Below are 19,706 nucleotides of genomic sequence, written 5' to 3' on the forward strand. Positions count from 1 at the left end.
CGCGGTCAGCCGCCCGCATCCGTGCGGGCGCTCTCGTTGGGCGCAGGCGTGTCTCTCATGCCCACGCGCCCCACAAAAGGCAGGCGCAATGCCGGGGCGTTGAGATCAATGCCGAAGTTCAGGCCCAGCACATTCAGCTCCAGCCCCTCCTGCAAGCCCACACTCACGCCCAGCAGCCCCAGCAGGGACACGTGCACACCGGAGCCCGATGGAGAAACCCCGACGGGGTTGCTCAGCGGCCGGTAGTCTTTGCCGATCGCGTTGGATGGCAAATCCAGTTGCAGCGCCCGCACCTCGCGGCCAATGTGCGCCAAAAAGGTGTTGCTGTTGGGCCCCGGATAACTGCGGTACTGGTCCGCATAGGGGTAGCTGGCCACCGCGGCTTCGATGCGGTCAATCATGGTCTCCACGCCGGCGCCCCGGTGATCCACCAACAGCTCCGGGAGCGAGCCGTACCAGAGCCCGTCAGGGATGGCGTAGTTGCGCTGCACCACCCGCGGCGCGCGCCAGCCCACCACGTCGTAACGCGTGTAGGCCGTCTGGCCTTCGCGCTTGTAAATGATCCAGGGATGCACCGCAAAATTGCCGCGCCAGCCATAGGTGGGCGCCGCGTAGACCTGCACGATGGCTTGGTCCACATGCTGCCGGGGGTCTGGCGCCTGGCCCGACGAGTGCCGGGGCACCGTAGCCCAGTTTCGGCTGGGGGTCTGTTGGGCCTGCACGCCTTGGGCACAGAACACCAACCCGCCCCACAGGCCCACAACCACCAAACGCGCAAGTGCACGCACAAGCATCAGCGGCTGGAGTCAGCCGAAGGAGGCCACCGGTGGCGGCAAGGTGTCATCCAGGTAGAGCTCGTACTCGTCCCACTCACCCTTGCCAAAGTTCTCGTCGCACTGTTGGGCAATGTCGTCGAAGGACGTGAACTCGGTGCAAAACATCACGGTGCTGAAGTCTTGGCGGTAGGCGCGCCCCGCTTCGTCAAGCAAATCGCCTTCGGGGTCCATGACGGTCTGGCAGCAATGCACCCAGACGTAATGGCCCTCCAGGGCGTCCTCCATCTCCAGGGCACGCAACGCCTCTTCTTCGTCTGCACGCGGAGGCCACGGCTTGGTCAAACGGTAGGTCTGTCCATGGCAGGGGTGCTGGGGGTCCAGCTCCAGATCAATGGTTTGCCAGTCCGGTGAAATCTGGTCGGCCACCGCCATCAACTCCGCTTGGCTGATGTCGCCTTCCCAGTACACATCGGTGATGTGCACAGAGCTGCCAAATTCGCCGAACCAGAGGCTGGCTTTGTGTTTCAAGGTGTCAGGGTGCATGCGGAACTCCAAAGTGCGTTGGAGCACTTTAGCGCATGCCACCCCGCCAGCCCCAGCCGGGTGGCGAAAAGCCTGATCCGCTCAGTGGTCCAGCTTGGAGGGACTGTCCCTGCTCAGCAGGGCATCGAACCACGCCGCGTGCTGGGCACTGCATTTCATGTGCCGCTGCAACTCACGCTGGAACGACGTCAGCCGCGGCTGGCGCTGCTGCATGGGAGGTGTCAACGCTTTACCAGGCTGCCGAATTTTTCGCATGGGCGGTCCCTTCGAGTGGTGAAACCATCGTAGCGCCTTGGTGTGACACCCGGCGGCTGCACGCCGCTCTTTTTTTGTAAAGCCCAAAAACTGTGGGGCCGTCTCCACACGCGCCCGCCTACCCTAAAAAACGGCAAACGCAGCACTATGAATCGCATTAGAAAAACCTATTTGAGCGCATCGCACGCAAACCCTACACTGACTCTGCAAACCAATTTTCAACAGCCGAGGAGATACCCATGTCGACAGAAGCCAAGTGCCCATTCCCCCACGCCGCCCGCACCAACACCACGGCAGGTGCCCCCTCCAACACCAGCTGGTGGCCCAACCAGCTCAAGCTCACTGTTTTGCACCAGCACACGCCCGCATCCAACCCCATGGGCGCAGCGTTTGACTACGCCGAGGCCTTCAAAACCCTGGACCTGCATGCCGTCGTAGAGGACCTGAAGGCCCTGATGACAGACTCACAAGACTGGTGGCCTGCCGACTGGGGCCACTACGGCGGCCTGATGATCCGCATGGCCTGGCACAGCGCCGGCACCTACCGCACCAGCGATGGCCGCGGCGGCGCAGGCAGCGGCAACCAGCGTTTTGCCCCGCTCAACAGCTGGCCCGACAACGGCAACCTGGACAAGGCACGCCGCCTGCTCTGGCCTATCAAACAAAAGTACGGCCGCAAGATTTCGTGGGCCGACCTGATGATCCTGGCCGGCAACGTGGCCCTCGAGTCCATGGGCTTCAAAACATTCGGCTTTGCCGGTGGCCGCCCCGACATCTGGGAGCCCGAAGAAGACATCTACTGGGGTGCCGAAAAAACCTGGCTGGCCACCAGCGACAAACCGGACAGCCGCTACTCCGGAGACCGCAAGCTGGACAACCCGTTGGCCGCCGTGCAAATGGGGCTGATTTACGTGAACCCGGAAGGCCCGGACGGCAAACCCGACCCCGTGGCGAGCGGACGGGATGTGCGCGAAACCTTTGCCCGCATGGCCATGAACGACGAAGAAACCGTAGCCCTGGTGGCCGGTGGCCACACCTTTGGCAAGGCACACGGCGCGGGTGACCCGGCACTGGTAGGCCCCGAGCCTGAAGGCGCAGGCATCGAAGAACAAGGCCTGGGCTGGATCAACAAACTCGGCTCTGGCAAGGGCGTGCACACCACCACCAGCGGCATTGAAGGCGCCTGGAAACCCAACCCCACCACCTGGGACAACGGCTATTTCGACATGCTGTTGGGCTACGAGTGGGAGCTGACCAAGAGCCCCGCAGGGGCCCACCAGTGGGTGGCCAAAAACGTGAAACCCGAACACATGATTCCGGACGCACACGACCCGTCCAAGAAACATGCGCCCATGATGACCACGGCCGATCTGTCCCTGCGCTTTGACCCGGCCTACGAAAAAATTTCGCGCCGTTTCCACCAGAACCCGGCCGAATTCGCCGACGCTTTTGCACGCGCCTGGTTCAAGCTCACCCACCGCGACATGGGGCCGGTGAGCCGCTACCTGGGTCCGCTGGTCCCCAAGGAAACCCTGATCTGGCAAGACCCGATTCCCGCCGTCAATCACGCCCTGGTGAATGCACAGGACGTAGAGGCCCTGAAAGCCAAGGTACTGGCAGCGGGCCTGTCCACCGCCCAACTGGTGAGCACAGCCTGGGCTTCGGCATCCACCTTTCGCGGCAGCGACAAACGCGGCGGTGCCAACGGCGCACGCATCCGCCTGGCGCCGCAAAAAGACTGGGAAGCCAACCAGCCAGCAGAGTTGGCCAAAGTGCTATCAGCGCTGGAGACCATCCAGAAGGCGTTCAACAGCACACAGTCGGGGGGCAAACAAATCTCCTTGGCCGATCTGATCGTGCTGGCGGGCGGTGCCGCCATTGAGGCTGCGGCGCAACAGGCAGGCACTGCCGTGACGGTGCCGTTCACCCCAGGCCGCATGGATGCTTCGCAAGAGCAGACCGACGTGGAGTCGTTCGCCGTGCTGGAGCCACTGGCTGACGGGTTCCGCAACTACGTTCGCAAGGGTGCAGAAGGCCCTGCTGCCGAACTATTGGTGGACAAGGCCCAATTGCTCACCTTGAGCGCGCCCGAGATGACGGTGCTGGTCGGCGGCCTGCGTGCCCTGAATGCGAACGTCGGGCAGGCAGCCCACGGTGTGTTCACCAAACGCCCCGGCGTGTTGAGCAATGATTTTTTTGTGAACCTGCTCGACATGGGTACCCAGTGGCAAAAGTCTCCCACTGCGGCGGGCGTACTGGAAGGCCGTGACCGCAAGAGCGGCGCCATCACATGGACAGGCACGGTGGCCGATCTGGTCTTTGGCTCGAACTCGCAGCTGCGGGCCCTGGCGGAGGTCTATGCGTCCAGCGATGCACAGACGGCCTTTGTGCAGGACTTTGTGGCCGCCTGGACCAAGGTAATGAACCTGGACCGCTTCGACCTGGCGTAAACCGCGCTCTTCCTGCCTATTTGGGCAGGAAGAGCAGCCAGTACACCAGCAACAGATTGACCAACCCGAGGACAAAGGTCGCCAGCTTCCAGACGAAGCTGGGGTCGCGCTGCATCAGCGGCGTGCCCTGCGGGGCGGTGAGCGGGCGCGACGCGCCACGCTCCAGGGCCAGCAAAAACTCTTCGGCCGTCTCAAAACGCTGGCGCTGGTCCCGCGCCACGGCTTTTTGCAGCACGTGGTCCAGCCAGATCGGCACCTCGGGGTTGTGGCGGCTCGCAGGGGTAGGGTCCCGGTAGTAGCGGCCCACCTGGTAGGGCAAGACATCACCATAAGGCAGCTTGCCAGTCAGCAGTTGGTAGAGCGTGACACCCAACGCAAACAAATCACTCTGCGCATTCGGCAGTTGGGCTTCACCTTCTTCGGCCTCGCCCTTGCCGTTGACCGACTTGGTACGAAAGCCCCACTGCTCGGGGTTCACATAACTGGGCGTGCCTGCGTGCAGGGCGCGCATGACAGCGGGCTCGCGCCCACTCAGGGCCACGCCCAGGTCCAGCACACGCAGCACGCCGTCTTCGCCCAGGTGCAGGTTGGCGGGCTTGATGTCACGGTGCACCACGCCCTGGCGGTGCAAGCGCCCCAGCGCACGCAGGGCCTGCATGGCATACCCCAACGCCACGGCAGGCGCCACGCGGCCCTGTTTGTCCAGCAGTTGCTGCAGGGTTTCGCCGCCATGCCAGTCGTACAGCACATAAAAGGCCGAGCGCTCATGGCCAGTAGGCAGCGTCTCGTACACCGCCACCAGGTTGTCGCCAGCCCGCGAGCTTTGCATGCGCTGCGCCAGCCAGGCCTCGTGGGCCAGCATGGCACGCTCTTCCTGGTCATGGGCACGGGCAGTGTTCAGCGTTTTGAGGGCATACAGTCGTCCGGGGGGCGGCGCAGACACGCCAGTGCCGGGCGTGGGGGCCGCACTCCCCGCCCGCACCTGGTAGAGCACATTGATGCCGTTATCGGCAATGGGCGCGGTCACCGTGAACCCGTCCAGCGTGTCCCCCACCTTCAGGCGCGGCGGAATTGGCAAGGCCTGGGCCAGGCGGTTGGCGTCCGTCAGCGTGGCCTCTTGCAAGCCCCGCACGCGCACCACGATGGCGGACACGTTGTCATTGCTGCCCTTGGCCAGGGCCTGCTCCACCAGCTTCTCGCTGGCCTCACGTGCATCGGCCATGGCCGCGACCTCTGGCAGGCGCCGGGCAGACACTTCGCCGTGCACGCCATCGCTCATCAGAATGAACACGTCACCCACCTGCAGGTCGCCCTGCTGGTAGTCCACCACCAGGTGGTCCTGCGCGCCCACCGAACGCAGTAGTTGGTGCTTGAAGTCCGGGTGGTTGACCACATGGTCTTGCGTGAGCTGGGTGGCCACACCTTCGCGCACCAGATAACAGCGCGTGTCGCCCACATGGGCCAGGGTGTAAGACTGGCCACGCAGCACCAGTGCGGTGAGGGTGGTCAGCCCCATGGCGGGCTGGCGGCGCCGGTTGATGCCGCACAACCAGGCGTTTTGAGCACCAATGATGCGGTCCAGCGCCACCGTGGTGTCCCAGGTCTCGGGCGTGCCAAAGTAGTCGCGCACCAGACTGGTAACCGTGGTCTGCGCTGCCTCGCGGCCCATGCCCCCGGCACTTACGCCGTCGGCAATGGCGACGATGGAGCCGTGGTCCTCCTGCCCTTGCGCCGGCAGCATGGCCGCACAAAAGTCTTCGTTCAGCGCCTTGCGCCCGGCTTGCGAGGCAAAACCAATGTCAATGTCAAAAGCCATGCACCAAGATAAGCAATTTTGGTGCCGAATATTGCCGCGCCGCACCAAAGCTGTGCGGGTTAACCCTTGTCAGGGCTGGCCCAACAGCATCTGCATGCTGCGTTCATAGTGGGTGGAGAGCTGCTCGAACAGGCCCAGCAAGGTCTCGCTGCCGGCAGCCAACTCCTCCAGACGCGCGCCCCGTTTGGCAGGCGCCAGGCGCTGTGCCGCCTGTGCCGCTGCCACCATCTGCAGCCAGGCCACCCCTGCCGCTGCCAACGCGCCGTGGATGTCGGGCGTGCTCAGGGGAATGCCATTGAGGTAAGTGAGTGCGTCTTCAAACTCACGCTGGGCGGCATGCATGCTGGCCTGGGCCAGGTCCACCACGGCGCCTTCACCCACCAGGGCCAACAGCGCGTACTTGCCAAAACGCTGCGAGAGCATGCGCTGGCGCCCGGCCAGGTTCAGCACATGCAGGGGTGCGGCGGAGCCCGAGCTTTCCAGGCTGGTGGTCAGGCGCTCGGCCCCGAGCAGCAGGGCCTCGGCTTGCTGCTCCACGGCGTCGGTGCTGCCCTGGGCCAGGGCGGTCTTGAGCTGCTCCCAGGTCTGGGCGACCTGCTCCAGCAGGTCGCCGTAGGTGGGTTGGGACAGGTTTTTGCGCAAGAGCGCAAAGTTGCCATCCACCCACTGCAAGGAGTCCTGCAGCAGCGCAGCGTGGTGCACCGGCTGCACACCCGCCGCCAGCAGCAGGTGCAACTTGACCAGGCGCTGCGACAGCATGCGCAGCTGGCCCGAGCGGTTGACCGCTTCGGCAAAGTGGGCTGACTGGATGATGTGCTGCGAGAGCTGGCCCATGCGCTGGTTGGAACTCATGGCGGCCGAGCGCAGGGCGCGGAAGGCGTCGTCGTCCGACAGGCTCTGGGCCCGCATGAGGATGCCCTTGGCCCGGTCCACGGCCTTGCGCTCCTCAAAGCGGGTGGCCATGCCCTCAAAGGCCTCGCGCTGCTGTCGCTCCTTTTGAAACCGGGCCTGCGCCAGATGGATCAGCGGGCGCAGGCGGTTGGCGCCATAGCCGTGCACGACATAGGCGTGCACGCCGCTGTCGACGGCCTGCTGCATATGGCTGGCATCCGCGTCATGGGTAAAGACGACCAGCGGGCATGGCACCGTCTGGCCCACCATGTGCAGCGCCTGGAACCAGGCCGCCGTGGGCAAGGCCAGGTCACACACCACCACATCTGGTGCGTGCAGCACCACGGCCTGCACCAACTTGCTGCAATCCTCCACCGTGGCGCACACCGCCATGCCCGCCGCCAGCAGATCAGCGGCCAGCGTGGGGGCAGTCTGGGGGCGGGCAGAACACAGCAAGGCAGAGGTCATAAACATCAGGTGTAGCTAGGGGAAACAGGGCTTTTGGGCCCCGCCAGGCCATGCAATTCGCACACCAAGGGGTGGCAAAGCGCAGGCACGAAACCCAGCGCCGATCATATGGCACAGCTCTTGCATCAGCTCCTGCGGGCGCAACGACGCGCCCCAACGAGATGACAGCCGTATTGGTTCTGCGCACAACGACGTCGCGCAGCGCAGGGCTGTCCAAGGCCAGTGCTTGCTGGTGCGCCTTTGCTGAAGGCGCGGATCTCCTCTACCCCCTCATTTCTGGCATGTGGCCCTGCCACATCCGCGTTTGTCTCGTCCTTTGGAGTCGGCACTATGAAAAAATCGAAACTGGTAATGATTGGCAACGGCATGGCCGGTGTGCGCACCCTTGAGGAATTGCTCAAGGTGGCCCCGGACCTGTACGACATCACCGTCTTTGGCGCCGAGCCCCACCCCAACTACAACCGCATCTTGCTGAGCCCGGTGCTGGCTGGTGAGCAGACGCTGGACGAGATCGTGCTGAACAGCTTTGAGTGGTACACCGACAACCACATCACGCTGCACGCCGGCAAGAAAGTGGTGGAAGTGGACCGCGTCAAGCGCATCGTCAAGGCGTCTGACGGCACCGAGGCCGAATACGACCGCCTGCTGATCTGCACCGGCTCCAACCCCTTCATCCTGCCCATCCCCGGCAAGGACCTGCAAGGCGTGATTGCCTACCGCGACATTGCCGACACCAACGCCATGATCGAGGCGGCCACCAAATACAAACACGCAGTGGTCATTGGCGGCGGCCTCTTGGGCCTGGAAGCCGCCAACGGTCTGATGCTGCGTGGCATGACCGTGAGCGTGGTGCACGTACAGCCTACCCTGATGGAGCGCCAGCTGGACACCGTGGCAGGCGGCCTGTTGCAGAAGTCGCTGCAAGAGCGGGGTCTGAATTTCCTGATGGGCGCCCAAACCCAGGAGCTGGTGGGTGGTGACGATGGCCGCGTCAAGGCCATCAAGTTCAAGGACGGCACCGAAGTCGCGGCCGATCTGGTGGTGATGGCTGTGGGCATTCGCCCCAACACCGAGCTGGCCACCAGCATGCGCCTGCATGTGGACCGCGGCATTGTGGTGACCGACACCATGCAAACCGTGACCGACGCGCGCATCTACAGCGTCGGGGAATGCGCGGCCCACCGTGGCATCGCCTACGGCCTGGTGGCCCCTTTGTTTGAGCAGGCCAAAGTGGCCGCCAACCACCTGGCCATGTACGGCATTGGCCGCTACACCGGCTCGCTGACGTCCACCAAGCTGAAAGTGACCGGCATTGATTTGTTCAGTGCCGGTGAGTTCCAGGGCGGCGAAGGCACCGAAGAAATCGTGATGAGCGACCCCTTTGGCGGCGTTTACAAAAAGCTGGTCATCAAGAACGACAAGCTGGTGGGCGCCTGCATGTACGGCGACACGGTGGACGGCAGCTGGTACTTCAAGCTGTTGCGCGATGGCCGCAGCATTGCCGACATCCGCGACAAGCTGATGTTTGGCGAAAGCGGCTCCAACATCGGCGACGTGGGCCACCAGGGTCAGAACAAGGCCGCGGCCATGGCCGACAGCGACGAGGTCTGCGGCTGCAACGGCGTGACCAAGGGCACCATCTGCAAGGCGATCCGCGACAAGGGCCTGTTCACGCTGGATGAGGTGAAAAAACACACCAAGGCCAGCGCATCGTGTGGCTCCTGCACCGGCTTGGTGGAACAGATCATCATGTTCACCGCCGGAGGCGACTACTCCGCCACCCCCAAGACCAAGGCCATGTGCAGCTGCACCGACCTTGGCCACCAGGCGGTACGCGAGGCCATTGTGGCCAACAAGTACCTGACCATTGCCGATGTGCAAACAGGCCTGGGCTGGAAAACGCCCAACGGCTGCTCCAGCTGCCGCCCCGCCCTGAACTACTACGTGACCAGCAGCTGGCCCAAGGAAGCCAAGGACGACCCACAAAGCCGCTTCATCAACGAACGCAGCCACGCCAACATCCAGAAGGACGGCACCTATTCCGTCATCCCGCGCATGTGGGGTGGCGAAACCACGGCCGACGAGCTGCGCCGCATCGCCGACGCCGCCGACAAGTACAAGGTCCCCACCATCAAGGTCACCGGCGGCCAGCGCATCGACTTGCTGGGCGTGAAGAAAGAAGACCTGGTCGGTATCTGGAAAGACATCGGCATGCCCTCCGGCCACGCCTACGCCAAGGCCCTGCGCACGGTCAAGACCTGCGTGGGCAGCGAATGGTGCCGCATGGGCACGCAGGACAGCACCCAGATGGGCAAGGACCTGGAGCGCGCGATGTGGCGCATGTACGCACCGCACAAGGTCAAGTTCGCCGTCTCCGGCTGCCCGCGCAACTGCGCCGAGGCAGGCATCAAGGACGTGGGCGTGATCGGTGTGGACTCGGGCTGGGAGATGTACATCGCCGGCAACGGCGGCATCAAGACCGAGGTGGCGCACTTTCTGGTGAAGGTGAAGACTGCCGCCGAAGTGCTGGAATACACCGGCGCGTTTTGCGAGCTGTACCGCCAGGAAGGCTGGTACCTGGAGCGCACCGTGCATTACGTGAACCGTGTGGGCCTGGACTATGTGAAAAAGCGCATTCTGGAAGACCACGAAGGCCGCAAGGCCCTGTGGGAACGCCTGCAATTTGCGCTGGACGGTGAACCCGATCCCTGGTTCGACTTCAAGGACGCACAGGTTGACACCCGCCAGTTTGAAGCCGTCAAGGTCTGAGGGGCACACCATGCAACGCAGAACCCTGATGTCAATGGCCGGTGCCAGCACCCTGGGCCTGGCCCTGCCAGCCCGCGCCCAGGTGACGGATTTGAGCGACGCCATCAACAAGGCCGGCCGCCAGCGCATGCTGAGCCAGCGCATGGGCAAGGCCTGGCTGGCCCTGCTGCAAAACGTGGAGAAGACCAGCGCCCAGATGGTGCTGGACAAATCCATGGCGCTGTTTGACCGCCAGCTGACCGAGCTCAAGGGGTTCGCCCCCACGCCCGATGTGCAGGCCACCTACAGCAAGCTGGACGCTGCCTGGTCCGACTACAAAAGCGCGCTGGTGGGCAAGGCCCCTTCCCGCGACGGTGCGGCAACCCTGCTGCAGCTCGACGCCAAGGTGCTGGCCCTGGCCCACCAAGGCACGGTGCAGTACGAAGCGGCGCTGTCCAAACCTGTGGGCAAGCTGGTCAACGTGGCCGGGCGCCAGCGCATGCTGACGCAGCGCATGGCCAAGTTCTACCTGGCCGCCACCCTGCCCGTGGACGCCAGCGTGGCCGCCGCCGAAATCGGCAAGGCACGCAGCGAATTCACCGCGGCCATGGAGCTGCTGCGCAATGCGCCCGAAGCAACCTTGCGCATCAAGGACGAGCTGCTGCTGGGCGATGCGCAATGGGTATTTTTTGACATGGCACTCCGGCAGCTGCAGGAAGGTGCGCAGCGCCCCAAACCCATGGCCGATGTGTTTGTGAGCAGCGAAAACCTGCTCACCGTGATGGACCGGGTGACCGGCCTGTACTCGGCCCTCAAGGCATAAATACAAGCCAAATAGGCCTCTAGCCCCCGCGGAATATGCGCGAGCAGCTACTAAAACAATAGCATTAGGAAGAACGACATGACCGAATGGACCCTCATCTGCAAGATTGACGACATCCCCGTGCTCGGCTCGCGCCGTGTCGAGCGCGCCCAGGGCCTGGACGTGGCCGTGTTCCGCAACACACAGGATGAAGTGTTTGCGCTGCTGGACCGCTGCCCGCACAAGGGCGGCCCGCTCTCGCAAGGCATTGTGTTTGGCACCAGCGTGGCCTGCCCGCTGCACAACTGGACCATCGGACTGTGCGATGGCCAGGCCTCCGCCCCTGACGAAGGCTGCACACCGAAGTTTCAGGTCAAGCTCGATGGCGGCCAGGTGTTCCTGAAGACCACCGAGCTGCAAGGCCACGCCACCGACCTGGTGCGCCCCATTGCCGGCCCCACCCGCCGCACCACCAGCGCCTGAAGAAGAACCACCGTCCAGGGAGTCTTTGCATGCAGAAGGAAACACGCTCTACCTGCCCCTACTGCGGTGTGGGCTGTGGCGTCATCATCGAATCCCGGGGTGCGCAGATCACCGGGGTGCGCGGCGACCCGGACCACCCGGCCAACTTTGGCCGCCTGTGCTCCAAGGGCTCCACGCTGCACCACACGGCGAGCGCGCCCGTCACCCTGCAAACACGTCTGCTGCAGCCGCTGCAGCGCCTGCAGCGTGGCGCCGCGCCCCAGCCTCTGTCCTGGGACAGCGCACTGACGTTGGCCACCGACCAGTTCGCCCGCATCATCCGCGACCACGGCCCCGACGCCGTGGGCTTTTATGTGAGCGGCCAGTTGCTGACCGAGGACTACTACGTCTTCAACAAGCTGTCCAAGGGCCTGATCGGCACCAACAACATCGACACCAACTCGCGCCTGTGTATGAGCAGCGCCGTGGCCGGCTACAAGAAGACACTGGGCGCCGACGCCCCGCCCGCCTGCTATGACGATGTGAACCACGCGCAAACGATCTTCATCGTCGGCTCCAACACCGCATTCGCCCACCCCATCCTGTTTCGCCGCATCGAAGACGCCAAGCGCAAGAACCCCGGCATGAAAATCGTGGTGGCCGACGTGCGCCGCACCGACACGGTGGAACTGGCCGACCTGTTCCTGCAGATCCAGCCCGGCACCGACGTGATGCTGTTCCACGGCATGCTGCACCTGATGCTGTGGGAAGGCTGGACCAACCCCGCCTTCATCGCCGCGCACACCAGTGGCTTTGAAGACCTCAAGGCCACGGTGCGCGACTACACGCCCGATGCCGTGGCCCAAACCTGCGGCATCCGCAAGGAAGACCTGCTGGAAGCCGCGCGCCTGTTTGCCCAGAGCCCAGCCACGCTGAGCCTGTACTGCCAGGGCCTGAACCAGTCCAGCAGCGGCACGGCCAAAAACACCGCCCTCATCAACCTGCACCTGGCCACCGGCCAGATCGGCATGCCCGGTGCCGGCCCCTTCTCGCTGACCGGCCAGCCCAACGCCATGGGCGGCCGCGAAGTGGGTGGCCTGGCCAACCTGCTGAGCGCCCACCGCGACCTGGCCAACCCCGCGCACCGTGCCGAAGTGGCCGCGCTGTGGGGCGTGGCCAGCGTGCCCGAGACACCCGGCAAAACCGCCGTGGAGATGTTCCAGGCCGCCGCCGATGGAGAAATCAAGGCACTGTGGATTGCCTGCACCAACCCCGCGCAAAGCATGCCCGACCAGGCCACCGTGCGCCGTGCGCTGGAGCGCGCCGAGTTTGTGGTGGTGCAAGAGGCTTTCAGCACCACCGCCACCGCCCGCTACGCTGACCTGCTGCTGCCCGCCACCACCTGGGGCGAAAAAGAAGGCACCGTCACCAACAGCGAACGCCGCATCAGCCGCGTGCGCGCTGCCGTTGTGCCACCGGGCGCGCCCGACACCGCCCCGCGCCACGACTGGGCCATTGCCACCGACTTTGCGCAGCGCCTGGAGCGCGCGCTGGGCCGTGGCGCCGTCGCTGGCACGTTGTTCCCCTACCCCACGGCCGAATCGGTGTGGAACGAGCACCGCGAATCCACCCGCGGCCGCGACCTCGACATCACCGGAATGGACTACGCCCAGCTGGAAGCCACCCCCCTGCAATGGCCCATGCCCGAAGGCGCCAGCGCCGGCAAGGTGCGCCTGTACGAAGACGGCGTGTTCCCCACCCCGGACGGCCGCGCACGGTTTGCCAACGTGGCCTACAAGGGCGTGGCCGAACCGCGCGAGGCGCGCTACCCCTTCTCGCTGACCACCGGCCGCCTGCGCGACCAGTGGCACGGCATGAGCCGCACCGGCACACTGGGCCGCCTGTTTGGCCATGTGCGTGAACCCGTGCTGCAAATGCACCCGCAAGACATGGCGCGCCGCCTGATCACCGAGAACGACCTGGTGCATGTGACCAGCAAACGCGGCTCCATCCTGGTGCCGGTGCAGGCCAGCCCCGAGGTAGGGCTGAGCCAGGTCTTCATGGCCATGCACTGGGGGGAAGAATTCCTCAGCGGCGTCAGCGCCACCGGCACCCGCCTGGCCGGCGTCAACGCCCTCACCACCTCGGCCTACTGCCCGGACTCCAAACAACCCGAGTTCAAACACTCCGCCGTCAAGGTGCTCAAGGCCGACATGCCCTGGACCCTGCTGGCGATTGCCTGGCTGCCCGATGACACGGTGCTGGCCGTGCGCGGCAAACTGCAGGCACTGATGGCGCGTTTTGCCTACGCCAGTTGCGTGCCGTTTGGCAACGCCACCGCCGACGGCCACGGCCGCAGCGGCGTGTTGTTCCGCGCGGCCGACATGCAAGCCGCGCCCGACACGCTGCTGCAAGAGATCGAAGCCCTGCTGCACCTGGACGGTGCCGACGTGGTGCGTTATGCCGACAAGAAACGCGGCCAGCGCCGCGCCGTGCGCCTGCAGCGCAACACGACGGACGCCACGCTGGAAGGTTTTTTGCTGGCCGGTGACACGCGCGCCCAAAGCTGGATGACCACGCTGCTGCAGGATGAACAGCCCGCGCAGAGCTACGGCCGCGCGCTGCTGGCACCCGGTGCCACACCACCCGTGCCCGTGCAATCGCGCGGCAAAACGGTGTGTACCTGCTTCAACGTGACGGACACCGCCATCGACGCCACGCTGGCCGAGTGCACCGGCTTTGCCGCCGACCGCCTGAGCACGCTGCAAGCCACTCTCAAGTGCGGTACCAACTGCGGCTCCTGCGTGCCGCAGCTGCAGCGCATGGTGCGTGCCAGCATGGCACCGGCTGCGGCGGGTGCATAAGCACATAGCCGAAAGTTATCTGGTATCAAAGACAATCGCCCCATGGCTATTGGCAACTACATCAAGGAAATCGGTCGCGGCAAAGACGGCGCCCGTGCGCTCACCCGTGAGCAAGCGGACGATCTGTTCGGCCAAGTGCTGGACGGCAGCGTGACCGATCTGGAGGTGGGCGCCTTCTGCCTGGCCATGCGTATCAAGGGGGAAACCGCCGAAGAGATGGCCGGGTTTCTGGACGCCACGCGCCGCCGCATGGCCCTGCTGCCCGCCAGCGGCCAGCCCACGGTGGTCATCCCCAGCTACAACGGTGCGCGCAAGCTGCCCCTGCTGACACCGCTGCTGGCGCTGCTGCTGGCGCGCGAGGGCCTGCCGGTTCTGATCCACGGCTCGGCTACCGAAGACCGTCGTGTTTTTGTATCAAAAGTGCTCGAAACCCTTGATATACATGCGCAAGCAGCTATCAAAACCGTAGCGCCCGGCAGCGTGGCCTTTGTGCCCACGGCCCTGCTCAGCCCCGGCCTGCAGCGTTTGCTGGACGTGCGCCGGGTGGTCAACCTGCGCAACCCGGCACACAGCCTGGTCAAGCTCATGAACCCGGTGGACGGCCCCGCGCTCATCGTGAGCAGCTACACCCACCCTGAGTACGCCATCTCCATGGCCGACACCTTTGCACTGGTGCAGGCCAACGCCTTGCTGATCCGCGGCACCGAGGGCGAGTCGGTCGCCGACCCGCGCCGCACACCCAAGATGCAAGCCTTTGTACGCGGCCAGGCGACCGACCTGCAGGCCTACCAAAGCGGCGCCCTTACCGATCTGCCCGATCTGCCCACCGCCATTGATGCCGCCAGCACCGCGGCCTATATTGGCGATGTGCTGGTCGGCAAGCAGCCCCTGCCCACCCCGATTGCCCAGCAGTTGGCGCACATTTTGCAATTGCACCGCAGCCTCTAACGCACCGGACACTGCCCATGACACACCCCTTTTCCTGCACCCCGTCCAGCGGCCACGTCACCCTGGTCGGCGCCGGCCCTGGCGACCCGGAACTGCTCACGCTCAAAGCCCTCAAGGCCATCCAGCAGGCCACCGTGCTGCTGGTGGATGATTTGGTGAACGACGCCATCGTGGCGCATGCCAACCCGACCGCCCGTGTGGTGCATGTGGGCAAACGCGGCGGCTGCAAGTCCACGCCGCAGTCCTTCATCGAGCGGCTCATGATCACTGCCGCCCAAGAGGGCGAAACCGTGGTGCGCCTCAAAGGCGGCGACCCCTTCATCTTCGGCCGTGGTGGCGAGGAGGTAGAACACCTGCAGGCCGCCGGCATCCGCGTCTCGGTCATCAACGGCATCACCGCCGGCCTGGCCGCCGTCACCTCGCTCAATGTGCCGCTGACGCACCGCGAGCATGCGCATGGTGTGGTGTTTGTCACCGGTCACGCCAAGCCCGGCGACAAAGGCACCGACTGGCCTGCGCTGGCCGCTGCGGCCCAGCAGGCCAAGCTCACGCTGGTGATCTACATGGGCGTGAGTGGTGCGGCCGACATTGAGGCCGGTCTGCTGCAAGGCCTGCCCGCCGACACACCAGTGGCCATCATCCAGAACGCCAGCCTGCCCACACAGCGCCACGCGGCCTGCACCCTGCAGGCACTGCAAGCCACCATCCGCCGCGAACACCTGGCCAGCCCCAGCGTGATCGTGGTGGGCGATGTGGTGCTGGGTTTGCAAGCTGCGGTGCAAACACCGCATACCAAGGTGGCATAACGGCATTGTTTTTGCATGGTGTTCTCCAACGCGAAAGGAGTTCACCATGTTCATGCCCGCCCCCGTCCAGAACCCCTCTCCCCCTCGCACGGCCCTGCAGACGCAGCCGCTTGCCAGGCCCACCGTAGCGGCCGTGACGGCCCCCATTTCCGACCTGAACCTCGCTGCCCGCCAGCGCATGCTGTCGCAGCGCATGGTCATGCAAACCCTGCTGGCCGCCGGCGGTGACGCGCGCCAGCTCAGCGCTGCACGCACCACCTTCCAGCTGTTTTGCGACAGCCACGCACGGTTGCTGGGCACCATGTCCCACTACGACACACACAGCGCCACACGCCTGCACGCGGTCTACGAAGGCCCGCAGGGCGTGAACGCCACCATCCAGTCCTTCATGGAATTGATGCGCAGCGCGCTGGACCACATTGCCCGGCAGTCGCCACACGTGCAGTCGGTGCTCGAAGCCATCGTCGACAGCACCGACGCCGTGCTTGACGCGCTGAACGCCGCCACCAATGTGTTCGACGCGGTGACCAAGGCCCGTGCCGACCTTTTGTTCAAGGAGCTCACAGGCATCGTCTCCGACATCCACACCATCGCCCGCGAGGCCAAGGTGGTGAGCTTCAACGCCCAGGTGATGGCCGCACGCGCGGGCCAGCAGGGCCGCGAGTTTGCCGTGGTGGCCAATGTGCTCTCAGGCATCAGCACCGAGATTGACGGGCTGTCCCGCAAGGCGATTGATTTGGCGGACCGGAACCGGCAGCAGGCCTGACGGGATCGCGACGCCGGAGAATCGCGGCGCGCCTGATTTTTCTCCGGCTAAGTCGCAGCGCACCGGTGCCCGCAGCCCGGCGCTCATGGCACCCTGCTGGTCGCAAAATCGCGTCGAACTGCGGGCACCGGCGCGTTGCGACGTGGTGTGCAGACCCGCTCCTCTACACTGCGCCCTATGCACAGTTTTGACGTGGTGATCGTGGGTGCCGGAGCTGCCGGTTTGTTTTGCGCCGGGGTGGCGGGCCAGTTGGGCCTCAAGGTGCTGGTGATCGACCACGGCGAGAAGGTGGCCGAGAAAATCCGCATTTCGGGCGGCGGGCGCAGCAACTTCACCAACGTGGACGTCACCGCAGCCAACTTCCTCAGCGAGAACCCGCGCTTCGCCAAATCGGCCCTGTCGCGCTACACCCCGGCCGACTTCATCGGCTTGGTGAAAAAGCACAACATCGCCTTCCACGAAAAACACAAAGGCCAGCTGTTTTGCGACCGCTCGGCCGAAGACCTGATCGCCATGCTGCTGGCCGAATGCGCTGCAGGCGGCGTAGAACGCTGGCAACCCTGCAGCGTTAAAAATATAAGGTTTTTGGCCTCTAGCCCGCATAGGACCTGCGCAAGCAGCTATGAAATTGAGAGCGACCGCGGCACCATCCATTGCGGCGCGGTGGTCATCGCCACGGGTGGTTTGTCCATCCCCAAGATAGGCGCTACGGATTTTGGCTACCGCGTGGCCAAGCAGTTCGATCTGCCTGTGGTCGCACCCCGTCCCGCGCTGGTACCGCTGACCTTTGACGAGGCCGCCTGGGCTCCGTTTGCCCAACTCTCGGGCCTGTCGCTGCCCGTGGACATCGCCACCGGGGCAAAAAAGACCAGCATGGCGTTCCGTGAGGACCTGCTGTTCACCCACCGCGGCCTCAGCGGCCCTGGCGTGCTGCAGATTTCGAGCTACTGGGCCGAGGGCACCCCGATTCGCCTGAATTTGGCGCCTGGCACCGACTTGTCGAAGCACCTGACCGAGGCCAAAGCCACCTCGCGCAAACGCATTGCCAACGAGCTGGCCGGCCTGGTGCCCAGCCGCCTGGCCGACACCTGGGTGGACCAGGGGAAGACCTGGGGACATGACTGGCAGCGCCCCGTGAACGAAGCCAGCGACAAGGCCCTGAACGCCCTGGCCGAGCACCTTTCCCGCTGGGAACTGACGCCCACCGGCACCGAGGGCTACCGCAAGGCCGAGGTCACAGCGGGCGGCGTGGACACCAAAGTGTTGTCCAGCCAAACCCTGGAAAGCCGCCAACCGGGCCTGTTTTTCATTGGCGAAGTGGTTGATGTGACGGGCTGGCTGGGCGGTTACAACTTCCAGTGGGCCTGGTCCAGTGGCTATGCCTGTGCGCAGGGCTTGGCAGCGCGCATTAACGCGTTATAATCGCGGGCTATTCTGGCAGTCTCCCCATCGGCCAATACTAGTTATAGATGGGGAAATACCGCTGAACGTGGCATGTGGGTCTCGATCTCCCCCCATGACTGGCGACAGCACATTTTGGAATTCATTACGTAATGACAACGATCCGTGTAAAAGAAAACGAGCCCTTTGACGTCGCCCTGCGTCGCTTCAAGCGCACCATCGAAAAATTGGGTTTGCTGACCGACCTGCGCGCCCGCGAGTTCTACGAGAAGCCCACTGCTGAGCGCAAGCGCAAGAAGGCTGCTGCCGTCAAGCGCAACTACAAGCGCATCCGCAGCATGCAACTCCCTAAGAAGCTGTACTAAGGCTTCACGGTCAGGAAACGCATGGCGTTTCCCTGCCCACCAAAGCTCGCCTGGGGACGCTCCGGCGGGCTTTTTTCATTCTGCAGTCCCTCTTTTTTCCACCTCCAGGAAACACCGCTATGTCACTCAAAGACCAGATCACCGAAGACATGAAAACCGCCATGCGCGCCAAGGACAGCGAGCGCCTGGGCACCATCCGCCTGCTGCTGGCGGCCCTGAAACAAAAGGAAGTCGACGAGCGCGTGGAGCTGGACGATGCCATGGTGGTGGCCATCGTGGACAAACTGATCAAGCAGCGCAAGGACTCCATTGAAGCCTTTGTCAAGGCCGAACGCCAGGAACTGGCCGACAAGGAAGCCGCAGAGATGAAAGTGCTGCAGGCCTACCTGCCCCAGCGTATGGGTGCGGATGAGGTGCTGGCGGAAGTGAAGGCTATCGTGGCCGAGCTGGGTGCTGCAGGCCCGGGCGACATGGGCAAGGTGATGGGCGTAGTAAAGACCCGACTGGCTGGCAAAGCCGAGATGGGAACCGTGTCTGCGGCAGTGAAAGCCGCATTGGCTGGCTAAGGCTGCACACGCACCGTGGTGGTCACGGCCCCCACCACGGCCTGCTTGGGATCAATGTTGTCTACAAACTCCAGTTTGAGTGTGTAGTCCCCCGCGGGTGGGGCCAGCCAGGTTTCGGTTTGGCCTTCCACAAAGTCCATTTCGGCCACAGCACCGCCTTTGCTGCTCACCGTGAGCTTGAAATGGCCGGTGTCTTTTTCCTGCTGCACCGCATGGGCCACGTTCAGACCCGAGGCGTGGAATTGCACCCGAAACGGCGTTTTTTGCTCCATCCCTGACACCATCAGCGCGATCCCCTTGCCCACCAAGGCCTTGGGGTCTGTGCTGTTCTTTTTGCTGACCTTGATTTTCAAGGGCTTGCTGTACACAAAATGCGGCAGATGCTGGCCATCCGCCAGCAGCATGCGCAAGGTGTAGGTGCCGGGGGCCAGCGTGAGCACCGTCTCCATCTGGCCTTTGCCGAAGTGGATGTACTGCTCGTTGAAGGGCAGCGCCGCCTTGAAGTCCAGCGGCAAGTCACGGTTGACCAGCAGGTGGTGGTGGCCACTTTTGCCACCCAAAGGCTTGGCAATGGGCGCCAGGCCCCAGCCGCCCGACAGACCAAACTTCAGCAGAAATGGGGTTTCGATGCTCTCGCCTGACTTCAAGTTGGTGAAGTAGGCCTCAGCAGTACCCGCCGGAGTCGGTGCCTGCCAGGGATGCAACACACGCCCAGCAGCTGCCGGCGCTTGGGCTTGCACCAGCGCACTGGCAGACCACATCACAAGGCCTGCGACCCC

17 protein-coding genes are annotated in these 19,706 nt (G+C 64.3%); 11 read left to right on the forward strand and 6 right to left on the reverse strand.

Features of this window, described 5'->3' with window-relative positions; genetic code table 11:
* Positions 1 to 5: 5 nt before the first annotated feature.
* The 3 genes from AC3WS7_RS15150 to AC3WS7_RS15160 all read right to left on the reverse strand — a co-directional run bounded on the left by AC3WS7_RS15150 (position 6) and on the right by AC3WS7_RS15160 (position 1,574).
* The gene (locus AC3WS7_RS15150; RefSeq protein WP_492656931.1) at positions 6 to 794 is read right to left on the reverse strand and encodes a DUF3750 domain-containing protein; all 789 of its coding nucleotides are present in this window, start codon (positions 792 to 794) and stop codon (positions 6 to 8) included.
* A 12-nt stretch (positions 795 to 806) separates the two neighbouring features.
* Complete coding sequence (locus AC3WS7_RS15155; RefSeq protein ID WP_492656932.1) at positions 807 to 1,319, reverse strand: hypothetical protein; 513 nt, start codon at positions 1,317 to 1,319, stop codon at positions 807 to 809.
* An 81-nt stretch (positions 1,320 to 1,400) separates the two neighbouring features.
* Entirely contained in the window at positions 1,401 to 1,574 is a 174-nt protein-coding gene (locus tag AC3WS7_RS15160) for a hypothetical protein (RefSeq protein WP_492656933.1), read from the reverse strand.
* Positions 1,575 to 1,813: 239 nt separating this feature from the next.
* Here AC3WS7_RS15160 and katG point away from each other — a divergent pair, with 239 nt between their 5' ends.
* A complete protein-coding gene (gene katG / locus AC3WS7_RS15165) occupies positions 1,814 to 4,024 on the forward strand; it encodes a catalase/peroxidase HPI (RefSeq protein ID WP_492656934.1) in 2,211 nt (736 codons plus the stop codon).
* A gap of 16 nt (positions 4,025 to 4,040) precedes the next feature.
* Here the strand turns inward: katG and AC3WS7_RS15170 are convergent, their stop codons facing one another.
* The gene (locus AC3WS7_RS15170; protein ID WP_492656935.1) at positions 4,041 to 5,840 is read right to left on the reverse strand and encodes a bifunctional protein-serine/threonine kinase/phosphatase; all 1,800 of its coding nucleotides are present in this window, start codon (positions 5,838 to 5,840) and stop codon (positions 4,041 to 4,043) included.
* Between the two features lie 69 nt (positions 5,841 to 5,909).
* The gene (locus AC3WS7_RS15175) at positions 5,910 to 7,205 is read right to left on the reverse strand and encodes a type IV pili methyl-accepting chemotaxis transducer N-terminal domain-containing protein (RefSeq protein WP_492656936.1); all 1,296 of its coding nucleotides are present in this window, start codon (positions 7,203 to 7,205) and stop codon (positions 5,910 to 5,912) included.
* A 324-nt stretch (positions 7,206 to 7,529) separates the two neighbouring features.
* Between AC3WS7_RS15175 and nirB the strand changes: the two genes are divergently transcribed.
* The 10 genes from nirB (at position 7,530) to AC3WS7_RS15225 (ending at position 18,927) form a co-directional block, all read left to right on the forward strand.
* The gene (gene nirB, locus AC3WS7_RS15180; protein WP_296468046.1) at positions 7,530 to 9,968 is read left to right on the forward strand and encodes a nitrite reductase large subunit NirB; all 2,439 of its coding nucleotides are present in this window, start codon (positions 7,530 to 7,532) and stop codon (positions 9,966 to 9,968) included.
* A gap of 10 nt (positions 9,969 to 9,978) precedes the next feature.
* Positions 9,979 to 10,770, forward strand: a complete 792-nt coding sequence (locus AC3WS7_RS15185; RefSeq protein WP_492656937.1) for a type IV pili methyl-accepting chemotaxis transducer N-terminal domain-containing protein — start codon at positions 9,979 to 9,981, stop codon at positions 10,768 to 10,770.
* A gap of 78 nt (positions 10,771 to 10,848) precedes the next feature.
* The gene (gene nirD, locus AC3WS7_RS15190) at positions 10,849 to 11,232 is read left to right on the forward strand and encodes a nitrite reductase small subunit NirD (RefSeq protein WP_296468041.1); all 384 of its coding nucleotides are present in this window, start codon (positions 10,849 to 10,851) and stop codon (positions 11,230 to 11,232) included.
* A gap of 29 nt (positions 11,233 to 11,261) precedes the next feature.
* Positions 11,262 to 14,075: a nitrate reductase gene (locus tag AC3WS7_RS15195; RefSeq protein WP_492656938.1), complete on the forward strand. Its 2,814-nt coding sequence runs from the start codon at positions 11,262 to 11,264 to the stop codon at positions 14,073 to 14,075.
* A 42-nt stretch (positions 14,076 to 14,117) separates the two neighbouring features.
* The gene (gene ybiB, locus AC3WS7_RS15200; protein ID WP_492656939.1) at positions 14,118 to 15,023 is read left to right on the forward strand and encodes a DNA-binding protein YbiB; all 906 of its coding nucleotides are present in this window, start codon (positions 14,118 to 14,120) and stop codon (positions 15,021 to 15,023) included.
* A 17-nt stretch (positions 15,024 to 15,040) separates the two neighbouring features.
* Entirely contained in the window at positions 15,041 to 15,829 is a 789-nt protein-coding gene (gene cobA, locus AC3WS7_RS15205; RefSeq protein ID WP_492656940.1) for a uroporphyrinogen-III C-methyltransferase, read from the forward strand.
* 46 nt (positions 15,830 to 15,875) lie between these two features.
* A complete protein-coding gene (locus AC3WS7_RS15210) occupies positions 15,876 to 16,595 on the forward strand; it encodes a methyl-accepting chemotaxis protein (RefSeq protein ID WP_296472395.1) in 720 nt (239 codons plus the stop codon).
* Positions 16,596 to 16,772: 177 nt separating this feature from the next.
* Positions 16,773 to 18,017, forward strand: coding sequence for a BaiN/RdsA family NAD(P)/FAD-dependent oxidoreductase (locus AC3WS7_RS15215; protein WP_492656941.1), 1,245 nt, complete (start codon positions 16,773 to 16,775; stop codon positions 18,015 to 18,017).
* Between the two features lie 131 nt (positions 18,018 to 18,148).
* Complete coding sequence (gene rpsU, locus AC3WS7_RS15220; protein WP_006296472.1) at positions 18,149 to 18,361, forward strand: 30S ribosomal protein S21; 213 nt, start codon at positions 18,149 to 18,151, stop codon at positions 18,359 to 18,361.
* A gap of 119 nt (positions 18,362 to 18,480) precedes the next feature.
* On the forward strand, positions 18,481 to 18,927 hold the full coding sequence (locus AC3WS7_RS15225; protein ID WP_296472391.1) for a GatB/YqeY domain-containing protein: 447 nt from the start codon (positions 18,481 to 18,483) through the stop codon (positions 18,925 to 18,927).
* Here the strand turns inward: AC3WS7_RS15225 and AC3WS7_RS15230 are convergent.
* Complete coding sequence (locus AC3WS7_RS15230) at positions 18,924 to 19,688, reverse strand: DUF4399 domain-containing protein (protein ID WP_492656942.1); 765 nt, start codon at positions 19,686 to 19,688, stop codon at positions 18,924 to 18,926. The genes AC3WS7_RS15225 and AC3WS7_RS15230 overlap by 4 nt on opposite strands.
* Positions 19,689 to 19,706 lie beyond the last annotated feature (18 nt).

The organism is Rhodoferax sp. EU05-FHT12H12 (assembly GCF_058791215.1).

What these genes read in the sequence shown, in the direction of transcription:
- nirD (WP_296468041.1), top strand. Translation starts at nt 10,849, where the DNA reads ATGACCGAATGGACCCTCATCTGCAAGATTGACGACATCCCCGTGCTC.
- nirB (WP_296468046.1), top strand. Translation starts at nt 7,530, where the DNA reads ATGAAAAAATCGAAACTGGTAATGATTGGCAACGGCATGGCCGGTGTG.
- AC3WS7_RS15155 (WP_492656932.1), bottom strand. Translation starts at nt 1,319, where the DNA reads ATGCACCCTGACACCTTGAAACACAAAGCCAGCCTCTGGTTCGGCGAA.
- AC3WS7_RS15225 (WP_296472391.1), top strand. Translation starts at nt 18,481, where the DNA reads ATGTCACTCAAAGACCAGATCACCGAAGACATGAAAACCGCCATGCGC.
- cobA (WP_492656940.1), top strand. Translation starts at nt 15,041, where the DNA reads ATGACACACCCCTTTTCCTGCACCCCGTCCAGCGGCCACGTCACCCTG.
- AC3WS7_RS15175 (WP_492656936.1), bottom strand. Translation starts at nt 7,205, where the DNA reads ATGTTTATGACCTCTGCCTTGCTGTGTTCTGCCCGCCCCCAGACTGCC.
- AC3WS7_RS15215 (WP_492656941.1), top strand. Translation starts at nt 16,773, where the DNA reads ATGCACAGTTTTGACGTGGTGATCGTGGGTGCCGGAGCTGCCGGTTTG.
- ybiB (WP_492656939.1), top strand. Translation starts at nt 14,118, where the DNA reads ATGGCTATTGGCAACTACATCAAGGAAATCGGTCGCGGCAAAGACGGC.
- AC3WS7_RS15185 (WP_492656937.1), top strand. Translation starts at nt 9,979, where the DNA reads ATGCAACGCAGAACCCTGATGTCAATGGCCGGTGCCAGCACCCTGGGC.
- AC3WS7_RS15150 (WP_492656931.1), bottom strand. Translation starts at nt 794, where the DNA reads ATGCTTGTGCGTGCACTTGCGCGTTTGGTGGTTGTGGGCCTGTGGGGC.
- rpsU (WP_006296472.1), top strand. Translation starts at nt 18,149, where the DNA reads ATGACAACGATCCGTGTAAAAGAAAACGAGCCCTTTGACGTCGCCCTG.
- AC3WS7_RS15195 (WP_492656938.1), top strand. Translation starts at nt 11,262, where the DNA reads ATGCAGAAGGAAACACGCTCTACCTGCCCCTACTGCGGTGTGGGCTGT.
- AC3WS7_RS15160 (WP_492656933.1), bottom strand. Translation starts at nt 1,574, where the DNA reads ATGCGAAAAATTCGGCAGCCTGGTAAAGCGTTGACACCTCCCATGCAG.
- AC3WS7_RS15170 (WP_492656935.1), bottom strand. Translation starts at nt 5,840, where the DNA reads ATGGCTTTTGACATTGACATTGGTTTTGCCTCGCAAGCCGGGCGCAAG.
- katG (WP_492656934.1), top strand. Translation starts at nt 1,814, where the DNA reads ATGTCGACAGAAGCCAAGTGCCCATTCCCCCACGCCGCCCGCACCAAC.
- AC3WS7_RS15230 (WP_492656942.1), bottom strand. Translation starts at nt 19,688, where the DNA reads ATGTGGTCTGCCAGTGCGCTGGTGCAAGCCCAAGCGCCGGCAGCTGCT.
- AC3WS7_RS15210 (WP_296472395.1), top strand. Translation starts at nt 15,876, where the DNA reads ATGTTCATGCCCGCCCCCGTCCAGAACCCCTCTCCCCCTCGCACGGCC.